Annotated in this window: 16 protein-coding genes; all 16 read right to left on the bottom strand. The window is 55.2% G+C overall.

Annotated elements, in window-relative coordinates; all coding sequences use genetic code 11:
- Position 1: 1 nt before the first annotated feature.
- Positions 2-1,396 (bottom strand): undecaprenyl-phosphate glucose phosphotransferase, encoded by a 1,395-nt coding sequence (wcaJ, locus tag AAER43_RS15080; RefSeq protein ID WP_014884496.1) that lies wholly within the window; start codon positions 1,394-1,396, stop codon positions 2-4.
- A gap of 45 nt (positions 1,397-1,441) precedes the next feature.
- Positions 1,442-2,812, bottom strand: coding sequence for a colanic acid biosynthesis phosphomannomutase CpsG (gene cpsG / locus AAER43_RS15085; protein WP_050862494.1), 1,371 nt, complete (start codon positions 2,810-2,812; stop codon positions 1,442-1,444).
- A gap of 111 nt (positions 2,813-2,923) precedes the next feature.
- Positions 2,924-4,360, bottom strand: a complete 1,437-nt coding sequence (gene cpsB / locus AAER43_RS15090; RefSeq protein ID WP_014884498.1) for a mannose-1-phosphate guanyltransferase — start codon at positions 4,358-4,360, stop codon at positions 2,924-2,926.
- 3 nt (positions 4,361-4,363) lie between these two features.
- Positions 4,364-5,587: a colanic acid biosynthesis fucosyltransferase WcaI gene (gene wcaI, locus AAER43_RS15095; protein WP_050862495.1), complete on the bottom strand. Its 1,224-nt coding sequence runs from the start codon at positions 5,585-5,587 to the stop codon at positions 4,364-4,366.
- A complete protein-coding gene (locus AAER43_RS15100; protein ID WP_014884500.1) occupies positions 5,584-6,063 on the bottom strand; it encodes a GDP-mannose mannosyl hydrolase in 480 nt (159 codons plus the stop codon). The genes wcaI and AAER43_RS15100 overlap by 4 nt, the downstream gene beginning before the upstream one ends.
- A 2-nt stretch (positions 6,064-6,065) precedes the next feature.
- Entirely contained in the window at positions 6,066-7,031 is a 966-nt protein-coding gene (locus AAER43_RS15105) for a GDP-L-fucose synthase (RefSeq protein WP_014884501.1), read from the bottom strand.
- Positions 7,032-7,033: 2 nt separating this feature from the next.
- The gene (gene gmd / locus AAER43_RS15110; RefSeq protein ID WP_014884502.1) at positions 7,034-8,155 is read right to left on the bottom strand and encodes a GDP-mannose 4,6-dehydratase; all 1,122 of its coding nucleotides are present in this window, start codon (positions 8,153-8,155) and stop codon (positions 7,034-7,036) included.
- A 24-nt stretch (positions 8,156-8,179) separates the two neighbouring features.
- On the bottom strand, positions 8,180-8,728 hold the full coding sequence (gene wcaF / locus AAER43_RS15115; RefSeq protein ID WP_023330881.1) for a colanic acid biosynthesis acetyltransferase WcaF: 549 nt from the start codon (positions 8,726-8,728) through the stop codon (positions 8,180-8,182).
- Between the two features lie 15 nt (positions 8,729-8,743).
- Entirely contained in the window at positions 8,744-9,490 is a 747-nt protein-coding gene (gene wcaE, locus AAER43_RS15120; protein ID WP_023330882.1) for a colanic acid biosynthesis glycosyltransferase WcaE, read from the bottom strand.
- 16 nt (positions 9,491-9,506) lie between these two features.
- Positions 9,507-10,727: a colanic acid polymerase WcaD gene (gene wcaD / locus AAER43_RS15125; protein WP_014884505.1), complete on the bottom strand. Its 1,221-nt coding sequence runs from the start codon at positions 10,725-10,727 to the stop codon at positions 9,507-9,509.
- Positions 10,702-11,919: a colanic acid biosynthesis glycosyltransferase WcaC gene (wcaC, locus tag AAER43_RS15130; protein ID WP_014884506.1), complete on the bottom strand. Its 1,218-nt coding sequence runs from the start codon at positions 11,917-11,919 to the stop codon at positions 10,702-10,704. The genes wcaD and wcaC overlap by 26 nt, the downstream gene beginning before the upstream one ends.
- On the bottom strand, positions 11,916-12,407 hold the full coding sequence (gene wcaB, locus AAER43_RS15135) for a colanic acid biosynthesis acetyltransferase WcaB (RefSeq protein ID WP_014170825.1): 492 nt from the start codon (positions 12,405-12,407) through the stop codon (positions 11,916-11,918). The genes wcaC and wcaB overlap by 4 nt, the downstream gene beginning before the upstream one ends.
- On the bottom strand, positions 12,407-13,249 hold the full coding sequence (gene wcaA, locus AAER43_RS15140) for a colanic acid biosynthesis glycosyltransferase WcaA (RefSeq protein WP_014884507.1): 843 nt from the start codon (positions 13,247-13,249) through the stop codon (positions 12,407-12,409). The genes wcaB and wcaA overlap by 1 nt, the downstream gene beginning before the upstream one ends.
- Positions 13,250-13,375: 126 nt before the next feature.
- Positions 13,376-15,538 (bottom strand): tyrosine-protein kinase Wzc, encoded by a 2,163-nt coding sequence (gene wzc, locus AAER43_RS15145; RefSeq protein ID WP_014884508.1) that lies wholly within the window; start codon positions 15,536-15,538, stop codon positions 13,376-13,378.
- Positions 15,539-15,540: 2 nt separating this feature from the next.
- Entirely contained in the window at positions 15,541-15,984 is a 444-nt protein-coding gene (gene wzb, locus AAER43_RS15150; protein ID WP_014884509.1) for a low molecular weight protein-tyrosine-phosphatase Wzb, read from the bottom strand.
- A gap of 6 nt (positions 15,985-15,990) precedes the next feature.
- Positions 15,991-17,130: a polysaccharide export protein gene (locus tag AAER43_RS15155; protein ID WP_014884510.1), complete on the bottom strand. Its 1,140-nt coding sequence runs from the start codon at positions 17,128-17,130 to the stop codon at positions 15,991-15,993.
- Positions 17,131-17,163: the final 33 nt, after the last annotated feature.

The following is a 17,163-nucleotide window of genomic DNA, read 5'->3' on the forward strand; positions in this document are numbered from 1 at the left end:
CTTAGTACGCCGCTTTGTTCACGAAGCCTTTGAAAATGGTCAGAAAAACAATCTTGATATCGAACCAGAGGCTCCACTCGCGGATGTACTCCAGATCGAACTCGATGCGTTTTTCCATTTTTTCCAGCGTGTCGGTTTCACCGCGCCAGCCGTTGATCTGTGCCCAGCCGGTGATGCCCGGCTTCACCTTATGGCGCAGCATGTAGCCTTCAATCAGCGAGCGGTACTGCTCGTTGTGCGCCACGGCGTGCGGACGGGGGCCAACAATCGACATGCCGCCGGTAAAGACATTGATAAACTGCGGCAGCTCGTCCAGCGAGGTGCGACGCAGGAAGTTACCTACGCGGGTGACGCGCGGATCGTTCTGCGTCGCCTGGGTGACCACCTTGTCGTTCTCCATCACCTTCATAGAGCGGAATTTCCAGACCATGATCGGCTTACCGTCCATGCCGTAGCGGGTCTGACGGAAAATGACCGGGCCGGGGGAGCTCAGCTTCACCGCCAGAGCGATGCAGCACAGTACCGGGGAGATGAGGAGTAAAATCAGCGAAGAGAGCACGATATCTTCCACGCGCTTGAGCACGCGGTTAATGCCCGACAACGGCGTATCGTACAGCGGTACCACCGGCACGCCGTTCACCTCTTCAATACGGGAATGCAGAATGTTGAAGGTAAACACATCCGGGATGAGGATCACCGAGCAGGTGGTATCCGCCAGCTCGCGCATCAGCTGCTTAATGCGGGATTCGTCTTTCATCTGCATGGCGATATAAACGTTGTGAATTTTTCCAGCTTTCGCGTCTTCAATCAGCTGGACGTAATTCCCCGCCCAGTCCGACGGCACGCCGCCCGGTTTCGCGTCGTGATAAATGCCCACCACTTCAAACCCTAACCACGGCTCTTTGCGGAAGCTCTCGAGCAGAACCCTTCCAACCGGCAAATCCCCTGCCACCGCCACAAAGCGACGGTTATAGCCGCGGTTACGCAGCCAGCCCGCGCCAAAGCGGATCAGGGAGCGGCACACCACCATGCCGACGCTGGTCAGCAGATACCAGCTGAGATAGGTCACGAGGCGATTATCGAAATCATGGCTGAACGCCACCAGGCCCGCGCTGAAGATCAGACTCAGGGTCCAGTTCTGCAGCAACAGCATCAGTTCGGTAGTCATTTTCACGCCGCGCCACGAGCGGTAGAAATCGGTCATCCCGCCGATCATCTGAAACACGACCAACGCAATCAGCGCCATCAGCAGATGCATATATAAAAACGGCAGCCCGCCGATCCGACACACCGCCCACAGTCCGCCGACCATGATGGTGATATCAGAAAAACGCTGCACCATAGAGATTAACGATGCATTCGTTCTCGCTCGTTCGCGTTTTTTTAGATTCGTCATCGTTGTTCCTGTATTCGGTTTCCCCTCCTCCCGGAGGGGCAATTGTTACTGATTCAACAGCGCCAGAATGTCCTTCGTTCGGGCTTCCATCAGCGCCGTATCCGCGCGGGATTCCACGTTCAGGCGCACCACCGGCTCGGTATTAGAAGAGCGCAGGTTAAAGCGCCACTGTGGAAACGCCATGCTGATGCCGTCGGTGCGGTCAACTTCCAGCGCGTGAATGGCAAAGTGTTGCTCCACGCGGGCAATCGCCTCGGCGGGCTGCGCCAGCTTGCTGTTGATCTCCCCGCTCGCCGGGAACGCCGCCATACGGTCGCGCACCAGCTCAGCCAGCGTTTTCCCTTTCAGACACAGGAGTTCAGTCACCAGCAGCCACGGGATCATCCCGCTGTCGCAGTAGGCAAAATCACGGAAGTAGTGGTGGGCGCTCATCTCGCCGCCGTAGATAGCGTCTTCTTCACGCATGCGCTCTTTGATAAAGGCGTGACCGGTTTTGGACATCACCGGCGTGCCGCCTGCCGCTGACACCACATCGACGGTGTTCCAGGAAAGACGCGGGTCATGAATGATTTTCGCACCCGGGTTTTTCTCAAGGAACGCTTCCGCCAGCAGGCCGACAATGTAGTAGCCCTCGATGAACTGCCCTTTCTCGTCGAACAGGAAGCAGCGGTCGAAATCGCCGTCAAAGGCAATGCCCATATCCGCGCCGTGCTCAATCACCGCGTTACGGGTGTCGTCGCGGCACTCCGGCAGCAGCGGGTTAGGAATACCGTTCGGGAAGTTGCCGTCCGGGGTGTTGTGCACTTTGACGAAGGTCACCGGCACGTTCAGCGCTTTAAAGCGGGCTTCCAGGGCATCCACCACCGGGCCGGCCGCGCCGTTACCGGAGTTGATGACCAGCTTCAGCGGCTTGAGGTTCGCCACGTTGATGTAGCCCAGCAGGTGATCGATATACTCTTTTTGCAGGTTGATTTGCTTATAGCTGCCGCGTTTCGCGTCGTTCACCGGCGGGAAATCGTTGGCTTCCGCCAGACGCTGCACGTCGCGCAGGCCGGTGTCGCCGCTGATAGGACGCGCACCTTTGCGCACCAGCTTCATGCCGTTGTAGTCCATCGGGTTGTGGCTGGCGGTCACTTCAATACCGCCGTCCACGCCCAGGTGGAAGGTGGCAAAGTAAATCTCTTCGGTCCCGGAAAGTCCGATATCCAGCACGTCCACGCCCGCGTCCTGCAACCCTTTCGCCAGCGCCAGCTTCAGGGATTCACTGGTCAGACGCACGTCGCCGCCCAGCACGATGGTCTGCGGCTTCAGGTATTCGCCATAGGCGCGGCCAATGCGCCACGCGATATCTTCATTCAGCTCTTCGCCCAGCTTGCCGCGAATATCGTAGGCTTTAAAACAGGTTAATTTTTCCATGATGACCCCTTTTTCAGGCAACAGTCGGCCCTGACCACTAAATGGCCAAATTGATTTTTTTGTCATTCGTAGGCCCGGTAAGCTCAGCGCCACCGGGCATATTGCAGAGTGCTACACCCGGCCGTAGCGATCCTGGAAGCGCACGATATCGTCCTCTTCCAGATACGAGCCGGAGCGTACCTCAATTAAATCGAGAGGAATTTTCCCCGGGTTCTCCAGACAGTGCGTGGCCCCCAGCGGAATATAGATGGACTCGTTTTCACCCAGCAGTTTGACTTCGCCGTCGATGGTGACTTTAGCCGTGCCCGCCACCACGACCCAGTGCTCGGCGCGGTGATGATGCATCTGCACAGACAGCCCTTCGCCCGGCTTCACGGTGATGCGTTTCACCTGATAACGCTCACCTGCATCGATGGAGTCATATTTGCCCCACGGACGGTACACTTCGCGGTGAATGTGGTGTTCGTGTCGGCCATCGGCCTTGATTTGCTCGACCACTTTTTTAACGTCCTGCACGGCGTTACGGTCGGCAATCAGCACGGCGTCTTTGGTCTGGACAACCACCAGATCTTTCACCCCGACCGTGGTCACCAGGCCGGACTCGGCATAGACGTAGCTGTTTTCCGTTTTGTGGCTAATGACATCGCCGTGATGGACGTTACCCTCCGGGGTATGGGCGCTGATCTCCCACAGTGAGGACCAGGAGCCCACATCACTCCAGCCCGCATCCATCGGAACCACAACGGCGTCGGCCGTGCGTTCCATCACCGCATAGTCAATGGACTCTTCCGGGCAGGCGAGGAACGCCTCCTCATCCACGCGGATGAAGTCGAGATCCGGGTCCACCACTGCCATCGCCTTCTCACAGGCATTCAGAATATCCGGACGGTATTTGCGCAGCTCTTCCAGATAGCGCCCGGCACGGAACAGGAACATCCCACTGTTCCAGTAGTACTCACCGCTGGCGACGTAGGCCTGAGCGGTTTCCAGATTCGGTTTTTCGACAAACTGCGCCACATCAAACGCCACGCTGTCGCCTTCGCCAGGCGTCACATTACCGCGGCGAATATAGCCATAGCCGGTTTCTGGCAGATCCGGCACGATGCCGAAGGTCACCAGTTTGCCGCTTTCGGCGTAAGGGATCGCTGCACGCACCGCCTCGCGGAACGCCTCTTCCTGCTGGATAACGTGGTCTGCCGCCAGCACCAGCATCAGCGGGTCACAGTCAGGACTGCTGCGTTTTGCCGCCAGCGCCGCGAGGGCGATAGCAGGCGCGGTATTACGTCCGGCAGGCTCCAGAATGATGTTTTCTGTGAGTTTATTCAGCTGGCGCAGCTGCTCGGCAACAATAAAGCGGTGCTGTTCGTTACAAATCACCACCGGGCTTTCACACTCAACACCGTGCAGACGGTTTACCGTCGTCTGCAGCATGGTGAGGTCACCCTTCAGGCACAGAAATTGTTTTGGATAAAGCACGCGGGACAGTGGCCACAACCGGCTCCCGGATCCACCCGCCATTACGACCGGATACAAAGTGGTTTGACTCATGATTTATCCCCGTATATCTGCAATAAATTGACTCAGCACGTTCTCTTTCTCGAGCGTGCGTTCGGCATATTCACGTGCCACCGTGTTCACTTTTGGCATGGCAAGTGCCTGTTCAATGCCGGAGACCAGTGCCGGGACCGATTCCGGTTCGACGCACACGGCAATCCCCGGATAGCTGTCACACAGCTGGCCTAATTCAGTTTCGGCTTCTGCCGTGATCACCGCGTTGCCGCCCACCGCCAGAATGTTTGTCAGCTTGGAAGGCAATACCGCATCCGCCGCGCCACGTTTTTGTACCACCAGATGGCAGTCGCCCATCTTCAGCAGCGCAGGTAACGCCTCGTAAGACTGAAGCGGGAAGAATTTCACGTTGCTCAGGCCGCGTTCGCTGACCATCTTTTCCAGCCGCGCTTTCCCGCCGCCCTGCCCGACAATCACAAACATCCGCGGATGCTCGTTAAGCTGCTGAGCCGCTTCAATCACGCTTTCCAGCCCTTGCTTTTCGCCGATGTTGCCTGAGTAAAGAATGATTTTTTGGTCTTCAGGCAAACCGAGTTGTGCGCGTAGCGTCTGAGCGTCCTGCTCCGTCACGTCGCGAAAACGCGCCACTTCGGACCAGTTCGGGAAGAAGATCACCTTCCGGGCAGGTACGCCCTTCTCCTGCGCCTTGTTCATCATCGAGCGTGAGATGGTCGAAACGTAATCCACGTTATGCAGACCGCTACGCTCAAAGGCGCTGGCGAGCTTCGCCACTTTTCCACCCTTGCCTTTGCCTGCCATCCCCAGGCCCAGCATGGCGTCCACTTCATAATCCTGTATGTGCAGCAGGGTGCGTGCGCCGGAGAGTTTGCCCAGCAGGCGCATTCCCGGCGTGCAAAACAGCGTCGGCACCACACCAATGATGCGATCCGGCTTCCAGCGACGCTGCGCCATCAGCGGGAAAAAACTGCTCAGGGCAAAGCTGCCGAGATGCAGTAGCCGTTTCAGCGTCGAGGGCTGCTTAGGTACATAAAGCGGGCAGCGCCAGACGGTTGCCGCCCCCTCTTCACGACGGTAGCGCCAGCTTGAGTAGCGCTCACCGACTTTCCATTCCGGGTAGTACGGCGGCGCGGTAATGACCCGCACGTCATGTCCCTGGCTCGCCATCCACTCGACCATCTCGCCGGTATATTTTCCGATACCGGTTAATTCCGGCGAGTAGTTGATTCCGTATACGAGGATTTTCATATGCCTGGCACCTCGGCCTGACGATCCGCCAGGAAATACGCCCGACTGTTGTCATGGACGTTCTCGCTTGCCAGAAGCGGCTCCGGTGCCAGCCAGCGGTAGTCGTCATGCTGAGCATCAGGCAGACGCAGATCTGCCTGAGTCACCTTCAGGCGGAACCCCAGCACGATGTAGTGCGTGGTGAACCCGGTGCCTGAAAAGTTATCGTCATAGAAGTGCTGCCAGACCCCGTAAAACTGGCCCGCCGCCATCGGCAGCTGGAGGCCCAGTTCCGCCAGAGTGAGACGCTCAAACGCATCATGAAGCGTCTCATCCTTCTGCACGCGCCCGCCGGGCACGAACCAGAAGCCCTGTGCAGGACGGTTGGTTCGTTTCCCCAGCAAGAACTCGCCGCGTTCGTTCTCCACGATCAAATCAATCGAGATGAGCGGAGTGGAACGCACCACCGTGGCAAAATCTTCCTGACTTAAAAACATCGTTACCCCCGGAAGCGGTGCTGGTTTTCCAGGAACCACTGGTAGGTGCTGGCCAGCCCCTGCTCCAGTGATACCTCGTGATACCAGCCCAGCTGATGCAGACGGGTCACGTCCAGCAGTTTGCGCGGCGTGCCGTCCGGTTTCGTCGCGTCAAACACCACGCGGCCTTTGTAGCCCACCACCTGCGCGATGGTTTGCGCCAGCTCGCGAATGGTGCAGTCCACGCCGGTTCCCACGTTGATGTGCGACAGCATCGGCTCTGTGTTCTCCTGCCACACTTCGCGATCCAGCTCCATCACGTGAATGCTGGCGGCAGCCATGTCGTCCACGTGCAGGAATTCGCGCATCGGCGTGCCGCTGCCCCACACCACCACATCCGGTGCGTTCTCGGCGGTCGCCTCGTGGAAGCGACGCAGCAGCGCCGGGATCACGTGCGAATTGCTCGGGTGGAAGTTGTCGTGCGGTCCGTACAGGTTGGTCGGCATCACCGAGCGATAGTCGCGGTTGTACTGACGGTTGTAAGATTCGCAGAGCTTAATCCCGGCAATCTTGGCAATCGCGTAAGGCTCGTTGGTTGCCTCCAGCGTGCCCTGCAGCAGTTCGCTTTCCGCGATCGGCTGTTTTGCCATTTTCGGGTAGATGCAGGATGAACCGAGGAACAGCAGCTTATTCACGTTGTGCAGGTGCGCCGCGTGAATGATGTTGCTCTCAATCATCATGTTCTCGTAGATGAAATCCGCCGGGTAAGTGTTGTTGGCGACAATGCCGCCCACTTTCGCCGCCGCCAGATACACCTGGTCAATGTGTTCGTTAGCAAAGAAGTCCTGCACCGCACGGCTATCGAGCAGGTTCAGCTCGTCGCGCGTGCGGACAACCACTTCTACGTCACCGCGCTGTTCCAGTTGGCGAACAATCGCGGAACCCACCATTCCGCGATGACCGGCGACAAAAATACGTTGTTTTGTCATTCTCAGGACTCCAGCGCGATGGCAACCTCGTAGCCATGAGACTTGAGCAGGGAGTGTTTTTTCGCTGCTTCAAGATCTTTGGCGACCATCTCGGAAACCATCTCCTGCAGAGTGATTTCTGGTTTCCAGCCCAGTTTCTCGTGCGCTTTGGTTGGGTCACCCAGCAGGGTTTCCACTTCAGCAGGACGGAAGTAACGTGGGTCAACCTGAACAATGACGTCGCCTGGTTTCACGCCTGGCGCATCATGGCCGGTTACGGAAACAACGATACCTTTCTCTTCCACGCCGGTACCTTCGAAGCGCAGCTTGATGCCCAGCTGTGCAGCGGCCATCTCAACGAACTGACGTACGGAGTATTGAACGCCGGTTGCGATCACGAAGTCTTCTGGCTGTTCCTGCTGCAGCATCATCCACTGCATTTTCACGTAGTCTTTCGCATGGCCCCAGTCACGCAGGGAGTCCATGTTGCCGAGGTGCAGGCACGATTCCAGACCCTGGGCGATGTTCGCAATAGCGCGGGTGATTTTACGGGTAACGAACGTTTCACCGCGACGAGGGGATTCGTGGTTGAACAGAATACCGTTACAGGCATACATGCCGTAGGATTCACGGTAGTTCACGGTGATCCAGTAGGCGTACAGTTTTGCGACCGCATACGGAGAACGTGGGTAGAACGGCGTGGTCTCTTTCTGTGGGATTTCCTGCACCAGACCGTACAGCTCAGAGGTAGAGGCCTGATAGAAACGGGTTTTCTTCTCCAGACCCAGGAAGCGAATCGCTTCCAGCAGACGCAGAGTACCCATGGCGTCAACGTCAGCGGTGTATTCCGGGGATTCGAAGGAGACCGCCACGTGGCTCATCGCGCCCAGGTTGTACACTTCATCCGGCTGCACTTCCTGCAGGATACGGGTCAGGTTGGAGGTATCGGTCAGGTCGCCGTAGTGCAGGTGGAATTTCGGGTTTGCCGCGTGAGGATCCTGATAAATATGATCGACACGTTCGGTGTTGAACGAAGAGGCACGACGTTTAATACCGTGTACTTCATATCCTTTTTCCAGCAGGAACTCTGCCAGATAAGAACCATCCTGCCCGGTAACGCCGGTGATGAGAGCGACTTTAGACATGTTTATATTCCTCTACTTATGAATTTAATCAGTTTCAACGCGTTCGCGTATCACCACTGCGGGGTTGCCACGGCAAACTTTATTTGCCGGTAGCGATTTAAAAACGCTGCTGCGGGCACCCACTACCGTGCCATCGCCAACAGAAACACCTGGTGCAACAAAAACATCCGTTGCCAGCCAGCATTTTTCACCAATCACAATAGGCGAAGCGGTAATATCAAAATGCTGACTCATAAAATCGTGGCTGCCGGTGCACAAATAACACTTCTGTGACACCACCGAATTTGCGCCAATCGTAATTTCGCCAAGGGTATATAACACCGCGTCATCCCCTACCCAGGCGTAATCCCCAAGCGTTAATTTCCAGGGGTAGGTAATTTTTACCGAAGGTCGAATGACTACGTTTTTTCCGATTTTTGCGCCAAACAGACGCAATAAGAATGCTCGCCAGCGGTACAATATTTGTGGTGACCAGGCAAATAACGTTGCCTGAACGGCCCACCACAGCTGCACTTTAATACCGTTGCCGCCCCGAAAGCCTTTCGGCACGGAGAAACCCTTCAAATCCTGCATTGCGTTTCCTTATATTCAGGCTTTGTTATATAAGGTTTTCGTTTTACCTGTCGTCCGCAGGCGTAATAAATAAGACAATTCCGCCCAGAACCCCGGCACGCGTAATATTTTGCGCTGCACGTTTTTGGCATCCTGGCACAATTCCAGATTATTCGATGTTGACACGCCACCCATTGAGAATTCAGAGACCAGCCCTTTAATTCGGCGGAACGGATAGCCCGATTTATACAGGCTGGCGGCCAGGGCATAATCCGATGACACTTTATACTGCAAATCGTATGGCTGTTTTTTCAGACCGTTTACCGGGAAGAAAATGGCCTGATGGCTGGCGGGCAAACTGTGGTAGATATACCAGCCTGGCTTTGCGCTGCGGCACACTTTATGCCCATCACCAAAATCAAGCAGTGCATCGCCGATATACATGGCCTCCTCTTTCTGACGCGCCAGCTGGCGGGCAAACAGCGCCACGTCATCATGGAAAACATCGCCAGAATTGAGGAAGATGGCATAACGACCCTGGGCCATGTTAATGCCCTTGTTCATCGCATCGTAAATGCCTTTATCTTTCTCGCTGATGTAACGTAAGTTGAACTCACCGTTGAGTTTTTCCAGAAACTCCGCCGTGCCATCGTTCGAGCCGCCGTCGACCACAATCCACTCAAAAGTGAGGCTTGGATCGCGCGCCAGGTTGCGCAGCGAGCGCCAGGTTTTTACCACCCCTTCGTAATTACGAAAAGCGACAGTAATGACGCTAAGAAACATAAATCACCTCATTTCGTCATACGTTCGTAATATTAAGCGCTTTGCGCAATATAAACGGACAGACAATCAAGAAAGCATATTCCGGGCTAAATATTGACCCGGTAAAAAACAGCGACACCGGTGTAAACAGATAAAGTTGCACGCGAAAGTTCTGGTTATCACCAAACGCGTTAATCATCATTTTGAAAACTTTAAACAGATACCACAGCGTCAACAGTACGGCGAACCACGAAAAATAAATAATTAACAGATACAGACCATTGTCTATGGTTTTACCGACATCCGCACCGTTAAAGATTCCGAATGATGCAACATATTCGTAAAGTGAGCCGAATCTTACTACACCATCAATATGGGTTAAGGAATAACCCACCATCACCAGCGGACCAATGATGCGATAATAGGACGATGAGCCTTCTGTTCCCAAATCTCCCAGACGTTCTGAGATGTACGGGAACGCAAATATCACGCCGACCAAAAATACCGTCAGGGAGATAATCGCCAGCGGCAGTTTTTTCTTAATCGCATCTTTGTTCAGGTACTGGAACGCCCACTCCAGCAGGTAAAACAGGATAAATGTCATTACCCCTGAGAACGATCCAGACAGAACAATTCCTGCAAGAATCATAGCATCGGTCTTAGGTGTTTTGATACCAAACTGTTTGATGCTGAGCCAAATTGAGATTAACGCCAGAGCGAAGAACGCCGGTTCAAAATAGAGGGCCGTGGTACGTTTTCCTCCAAACTTAATGAAGTTCAATACATAGCTGTTGCTGTAAATGAGATATTTCGAAATTATCTCCATCAGGCTGCTGCCACCGGTGAGAATAATTTGCGCCATTTCCAGTGCAGCAAGCATAACAATTAACGCAACGGCAATATAAAAGAACCTGAGGATTTTCCGATAATTGTGCGGAGAAATCGTTTTAAACCGAATACTCCAGACCATGCCGATAATAATGACAATATAGACAAACAGCATGGTGGAGGTGACGTATTTACTGGCATCCAGTGACTGGCCAAAGATGTAGTTAAACAGCGTCAGGCCCGTGCCCAACCCCAGGGCAATCATCAGCTTCTTCAGGTTGATTTTATCGACATACAGCAGAAGCAGAACGGGCAAGAAAGTGACGATGGTTATCGGGAAGCTTTCGCCAAGCTGGGCAATTTTGACGTTGACCAGCAGGTAGATCAGCGGCAGCAGCAGATAACTACAGATTCTGATAGAACGAGACATACTCCTCCAGCATCTGTTGTCCACTGTAGGCCTTGCGGCTGCGGTTGCGGAACGATTCCAGGTCAGTGCCAAAAACAGTCTCAGCGATCTGCGCTTTCGGCATCTGCACCAGCGGCAGCACTTCCCCTTCCGAGAACGTTTTACCGCCCGACTTTTCCAGCACTTCACGCGCGGCATCGCTGTGGGTGGCAATCACCGGCACGCCGATGGAAAGCGCTTCGCAGAGGATCAGCGGGTAGTTATCCACGCGGGAGCTGAACACCAGCGCATCCATGCCGTTCAGCGCGCTCATCAGTTTGCGCTTGTCGGTTTCAAACCCGTGGTTCACGACGTTCGCCCCTTCGAACGGGGAAAACTTGCCGAAGGTATGCAGTTCAATCTTGTCACCGAGCGCCATCATGTCGCGCACCAGCTGCTGGTTGGTTTTGCCGTCGTAACGCAGGTCATGCGCAACGATGGCGATTTTCGGTTTACCCGCGGTGTCCGCCACCGGCGTCAGCTCCGCCAGAATGGCTTCCGTCGCCACGTCGATACCGTTGTTGATAATCTGGCAGCGCCCTGCCCCGTAAAGGCTGTTGAAGGCATCGGCCACGTGCTGGCTCGGGGAGATAAACGTGCAGCCGAGCGAGAGCATGTCGCGGAACAGTTTGCGCTTGCCGGTTACCAGCTGGTGAGCACGATCCACTTTCACCGGCGGGTAGTTGCTTAACGTCGGGCATTTCTGGCAGTTATCCTTCCAGCCTTCGCAGCCGTCGGTAAATGCGCAGCGTCCGGTCACGCTCCAGTGATCGTGCAGCGTCCAGACGAAGCGTGTATCAGGCTTGTGCGCCTGCACCTTCTGACAAAACGCCACCACCTCTTCCAGATTCAGCCAGTAGCTGTGCAGGACGTGGAAATGCAGCACAACCGGGCCCGTGGTTCGGGTCACAGTGCGATAAAGATTATTCAGGTTGCCAAACAAATCGCGGTTAAACAGGCGGAACAAGGCAATGTTGGCCATCGAGGTCAGACGCGGCGTGTGCTTTTGCACCTGCGGGAAGTTATCGTGACTGACGCTTTTCTTGCCGCCTTTGCCGTAGCCATAAATAAAACGAGACTGAAGTCCTTTTTGCAGTGCGCGCTGGTGCAGATCCAGGGCCACGCCTGCCGCTCCGCCTTCAGCGAGGCGGACGTTAAATTGCAGAATGTTCATTTAATCACCTTCACGCGGGCCTTTTCTCCCACCACCAGCGCGTTGTCCGGAATGCTGTCCAGCACCACGCTGCCCGCACCAATCGTCACGTTGTTACCGATGGTAATGTCACCAATGATCACCACGTTCGCGCCCAGCTCGACGTTATTGCCGATAACCGGGCAGGCCAGGCTGTCTGGCCCTCGGTTGCCAATGGTGACCGCATGACGAATGGTGAAATCATCCCCGGCGACCACGAACTTATTGATCACCACCGCATAGCCGTGGTGAATGGTAAAGCGGCGGCCAATGGTGGCAGCGGCCTGAATTTCATAACCAAAAAAGCATTCAGTAATAATGCGGTACAGCACCAGAACCGGCGCTGCCCAGAGGTTGTTCAGCACGTTTTTCTTGCGCCACACCGAACAAAAATGCGCGATACGGTACGCCAGGACCATGCAGCATGGGCGCAGGCTCCAGCTGTTTGCGCGGCAATCTTCAAGAAACATTATTTCCCCCGAAGTCCATCAGCCAGACGTTTGCCGTTACGGACGGACAGCAGCGTCAGCAGCGTGCGCCAGTTCATGCGCTTATTGCGGATCTGATAGAGGGTAAAGAGCTGATACTTCCGGCTGGCACGGTCGAACTTGTCCTTATGCTTGCGGTAAAAATGGAAGTAGCCCGAGAACTTCTTCGGCGAGGAGGTAATTTGCATCTCCCCGTGATTGATGTGCAGGATCTGCGTGGCCTCTTCCACTTTCCACGGTTCGCCATACTCAACCACCATCCGCAAGAAGATGTCGTAATCCTGCGCGGCTTTCAGTTCGGTATCGAACAGGCACTCCTTAAAGCGCCATGCCCAGGTGAAAACCTGATTGCCGATAATGTTGCGCTTGTAGAACAGGCGGCGAGAATAGGGTGATTTCGGGTACAGCGGCAGGCTGGCAGGCTGCGAATAAACTTCACCCTGACAGACATAGTCGTTGGCATAAAGGAACGCATGCGTCACCAGCTGTGCTTTATGTGAAAGGAAGACAGACAGTCGGTTCGGGGTCCATTCGTCATCGTCGTCGATGCCGGTCAGATACTGCCCTTTGGCCTGCATAATCGCCTGGTTACGCACCGCGCACGCCCCGGAGTTAATCGGGTTATGGGTGTACATCACGCGCGGGTCATTGAGATCGGTGACAAATTTTTGCAGCTGTTCATACGAAGAAGAACAGTCATCCACGATGATCAGTTCCCAGTTGTCATAATCCTGACGTAACACCGACTTGATTGCGCGGATCGCCAGCTGCTGACGATTCCATGTCGGCATATAGATAGAAATCAAAGGGCGTTGTGTGGTCATTTCTTTCTCCTACCCCTCACCCCGGCCCTCTCCCCTGAGGGGATAGGGTGAAAGCGGCACCGAACAGTCCCCTCTCCCCTCAGGGGAGAGGGTTAGGGTGATGGGTGTAAGGGTATGTTTTGGCTGTTATTTACTGTCAGACTTATATTCGTACTCGTAATAACCGTAATCCTGATACCCGGTCGCGCGGCGGAAGATGGAGTTCAGGATCACCCCTTTCACCTCAATCCCGTTCTGCTCGAAGCGGCTCAGGCTGGTTTCCACTTCTTTCAGGGTGTTCACCGCGTAACGTGCCACCATCAGGGTGGTACCCGCATGGCGACCTACCACGGCGGCATCGGTCACGGCCAGAATCGGCGGCGTATCGATCAGCACCAGGTCATAGTGTTTGCTCGCCCACTCAATCAACTGGGTGAAGCGTTCGCTCATCAGCAGTTCCGACGGGTTAGGCGGTATCTGACCACGTGGGATCAGATCGAATCTCGGAATCGAGGTCGGCTTGGCGCTCTGGCTAATCTCCCCCTGCCCCAGCAGGATTTCCGACAGACCGTTAACGTTATTGGTGCCCAGCAGCTCGTGGGTATAACCCTTGCGCATATCGCAGTCGATCAGCAGCACGCGTTTGTTGGTCTGGCTGACGACGGCCGCCAGGTTGGCGCAGACAAAGGTCTTACCGATTGACGGACTGACACCGGTTAACATCAGGACGTTGTTTTTGGCCTGCATCATGGCGAAGTGCAGGCTGGTACGCAGGCTACGTATCGCTTCAATCGCCAGGTCCGTCGGGTTACCCACGGCCAGCAACTGGCTCTGTTTGTATCGCTTAACGCCTTTAATGGTTTTGACGCTGTCACGGGATTTTTGCCACTCGGAAAGCGGGATGCTGGCATAGACGTTGATACCACTCTCTTCCAGCGCCTGCGGGCTTTCGATTCCGCGGTTGAACAGCGAGCGCAGCAGCACACCGACAATGGAGAGCATCAGGCCGAGAATAATGCTGCCGAGAACGATCAGCGCTTTCTTCGGCTTCAGCACGCCCGGCTGGGTAATCGCCGGGTCGACGATGCGCACATCACCCACGGTACTGGCTTCGGTGATTTTCAGCTCCTGCTGTTTGTTCAGCAGCTGCATGTACACCTGCTGACCAGATTCCACGTCGCGGGTCAGACGCACAATTTCCTGCTGCGTTTTCGGCATCGCGGTTACGCGGTCGTTCAGCTTCGCCTTCTCTTCTTCCAGCGTGCGACGTTTTTCCAGCAGCGTCCGGTAGGCCGGGTGGCGTTTGGTGTACAGCTTGGAAATCTCCGCCTCTTTGAAGGTCAGCTCGTTGAGCTGGGCGTCGATGTTAACCATTGAATCAAGAACAGACTTCGCCTCCAGCGGCAGGTCGACAGAGTCTTTATCCTGACGGTAAGCGTTCAGTTTATTCTCGGCATCATCCAGACGGGCCCGCACTTCCGGAAGCTGTTTAGCAAGGAAAGCCAGGCTTTTCGCCGCTTCCGCCGACTTACGCTCAACGTTCTGCTCAAGATAGTTGCGGGTGATGCTGTTCAGGATGTCGCGGATTTGATCTTTATCTTCACCGGTAAAGGTCATGCTCAGCACGCCGGTGTCCTTACCGTTTTCAGTCACGGTGAGGTTGTTTTGCAGATTGTTGATCATTCCCAGCGTGGAGAATTTGGTCACGGTGAACTCGCCGCCCTCCTGGGCATGAATGGCGCTCACCATCATGCTGACGCCATCTTTCGTCAGCATCTGGCCCACTTCGCCGCGCGCGCTGAATCCCGCATCGCTGGTCAACTGGTACTGTTTCGGACCCAGCACCGTCAGGGTAAAGGTTTGATCGCCCGCCCCTTTCGGCAGCACAAAGTCAGTCACCTTTACCGTATCGTTGCTTCGTCCCATAAGGCGATCCCAGCCGGCACCAAAGATCGGGAAAGTATTTTTGGTGACGGAGATATCGAGACCGAGGTCGTGAACCGTTTTCCCCAGTACCAGACGTGACTGAATCAGCTGAATTTCAGCGTCGGATGCCGGTGGTTTGTTCGCCAGCGCAGAGCCAATATCCTGCACCAGCGAGTTGCCGGTATTTTGCTCAATCTGCACCAGCGCGTCGGCGCTGTAGATAGGCGTGGCGAACAGCGTGTAGACGACGGCTGCCGCGGCAAACACAGCGGTAATGCCAAGCACCCACCACTTTGCCTCGATAACCGTGCCGACCAGGCGACCAATATCAATTTCATCACTGCCCGAAGTCGGGGCGGCAGAAGGTCTTGTTTTTTCTGTCATTGTTATCCCTGCTGAGCTTTCAGTGCCTGCGCCCACTGTTGGGCAGACTGGTCAAGTAAGGTGTAAACCGCCTCGAAGGCCTCATGGCTTTTGCGATACGGATCGGGGATTTCGCGTTCATTGTCCCAGTGACCAAACAGCATCACCTTGCCGCGCATCTCCGGTGCGATATCGCATAGCGCATGAATATGGCGTTTTTCCATTGCCAGGATCAGGTCATATTCCCGGCACATGCGGCCGGTGACCTGGCGGGCAATATGCCCGTCAAGGGAGAGGTTATGATCGCGGGCCACGCTCGTTGCGCGCTCATCGGCCGCTTTACCGACCAGCGCGCCAAGGCCTGCGGACTCGACGGTCAGTTCAGGCTGGTAGTGTTTCAACAACCGCTCTGCCGTCGGGGAACGGCAAATGTTCCCCACGCATACCACCAGAATTTTGTTAAACATCGCGGATTACCAGGTATGAATGTCGCGCGCCGTATCCGTCATGTAGCGAACGCCACTGATGGTTGGCAGCAACTGGTTGATCAGACGGTTCCAGCGGGCAACCGGCGCGGTAGTGACATACACCACATCGTATGGCTGGAGGCGGAACGACGTTGCCATCACCAGCGAGGTGGCGTCGGACATATCGAGCTGGTAAATGTTGGCAATCTTGCCTTTGTTGCTGGCGTCGTCCTTAAGTGGGCGAATCACGAAGATGCCGCTGGCGTTGGAGGAGGTCAGATCGATGCCTTCCGCATTGCCCAGCGCTTCGGTCAGCGTCATGCCGCTGAAGTCCATTTTGAGGGTGCTCTGTTTCTTCACTTCACCCATCACGAAGACTTTTAGATCGTCATTGCGCGGTACGTAGAGAATATCGCCCGGATAGAGCAGGCGGTTCTGGGTCAGATCGCCGTTTTGCATCAGCGCCTGCAGTGAGATGCGCTGCTCTTTGCCGTTGTGGGTCAGGACCACGTTGCGCCAGTCGGCACCGTCGGTTAACCCGCCTGCGGCGTTAATGGCATCCAGAACGGTTAACGGTACGTTGGTGATGGCCTGCTGGCCGGATTTATTGACCTGGCCGGAAATGTAGGCTTTTTGCGAGCGGAATGCGGCAATATTAACGTCCACCTGCGGATCGGCGATGTACTGCGCTAAGCGGCCGGTAATATCACTCCGGATCTCGGCAAGGGTTTTCCCGGCAACATGGACTTTACCAATGTAGGGGTAGAACATCGTGCCATCTGACTGTACCCAGTTCCCGGTGTCGCTTGAGCTACGGTACTGGCCCGCAGGCGTGGTCAGTTCAGGGTGGTCCCAGACGGTCACGTTGATCACGTCACCCGGCCCCACGCGATACTGATAAGCGGCGATTTCCTGGTCCAGAGACATATTCGGCTGAGCAACATTCGGACGTGGACGTAATTGTTCGACCAGACGTGGCGTAAGTGGATAAACATTCACCATTTTGTCGAGATCAAAATCGGCATCCTGTTGCTTGATCACATCCTTACCCATTGTTGACATATTGCTGCCGGGAAAGACCGTGCAACCACTCATCAAGGTCACAGACACCAATAATGGCATCAATTTCATTTTGGATTTCATCATTGATTATTTATCACTTTGGCAGAGTAATTATCC

This window comes from Enterobacter sp. FUJ80071 (genome assembly GCF_038739915.1).
Lineage (GTDB): Bacteria > Pseudomonadota > Gammaproteobacteria > Enterobacterales > Enterobacteriaceae > Enterobacter > Enterobacter kobei.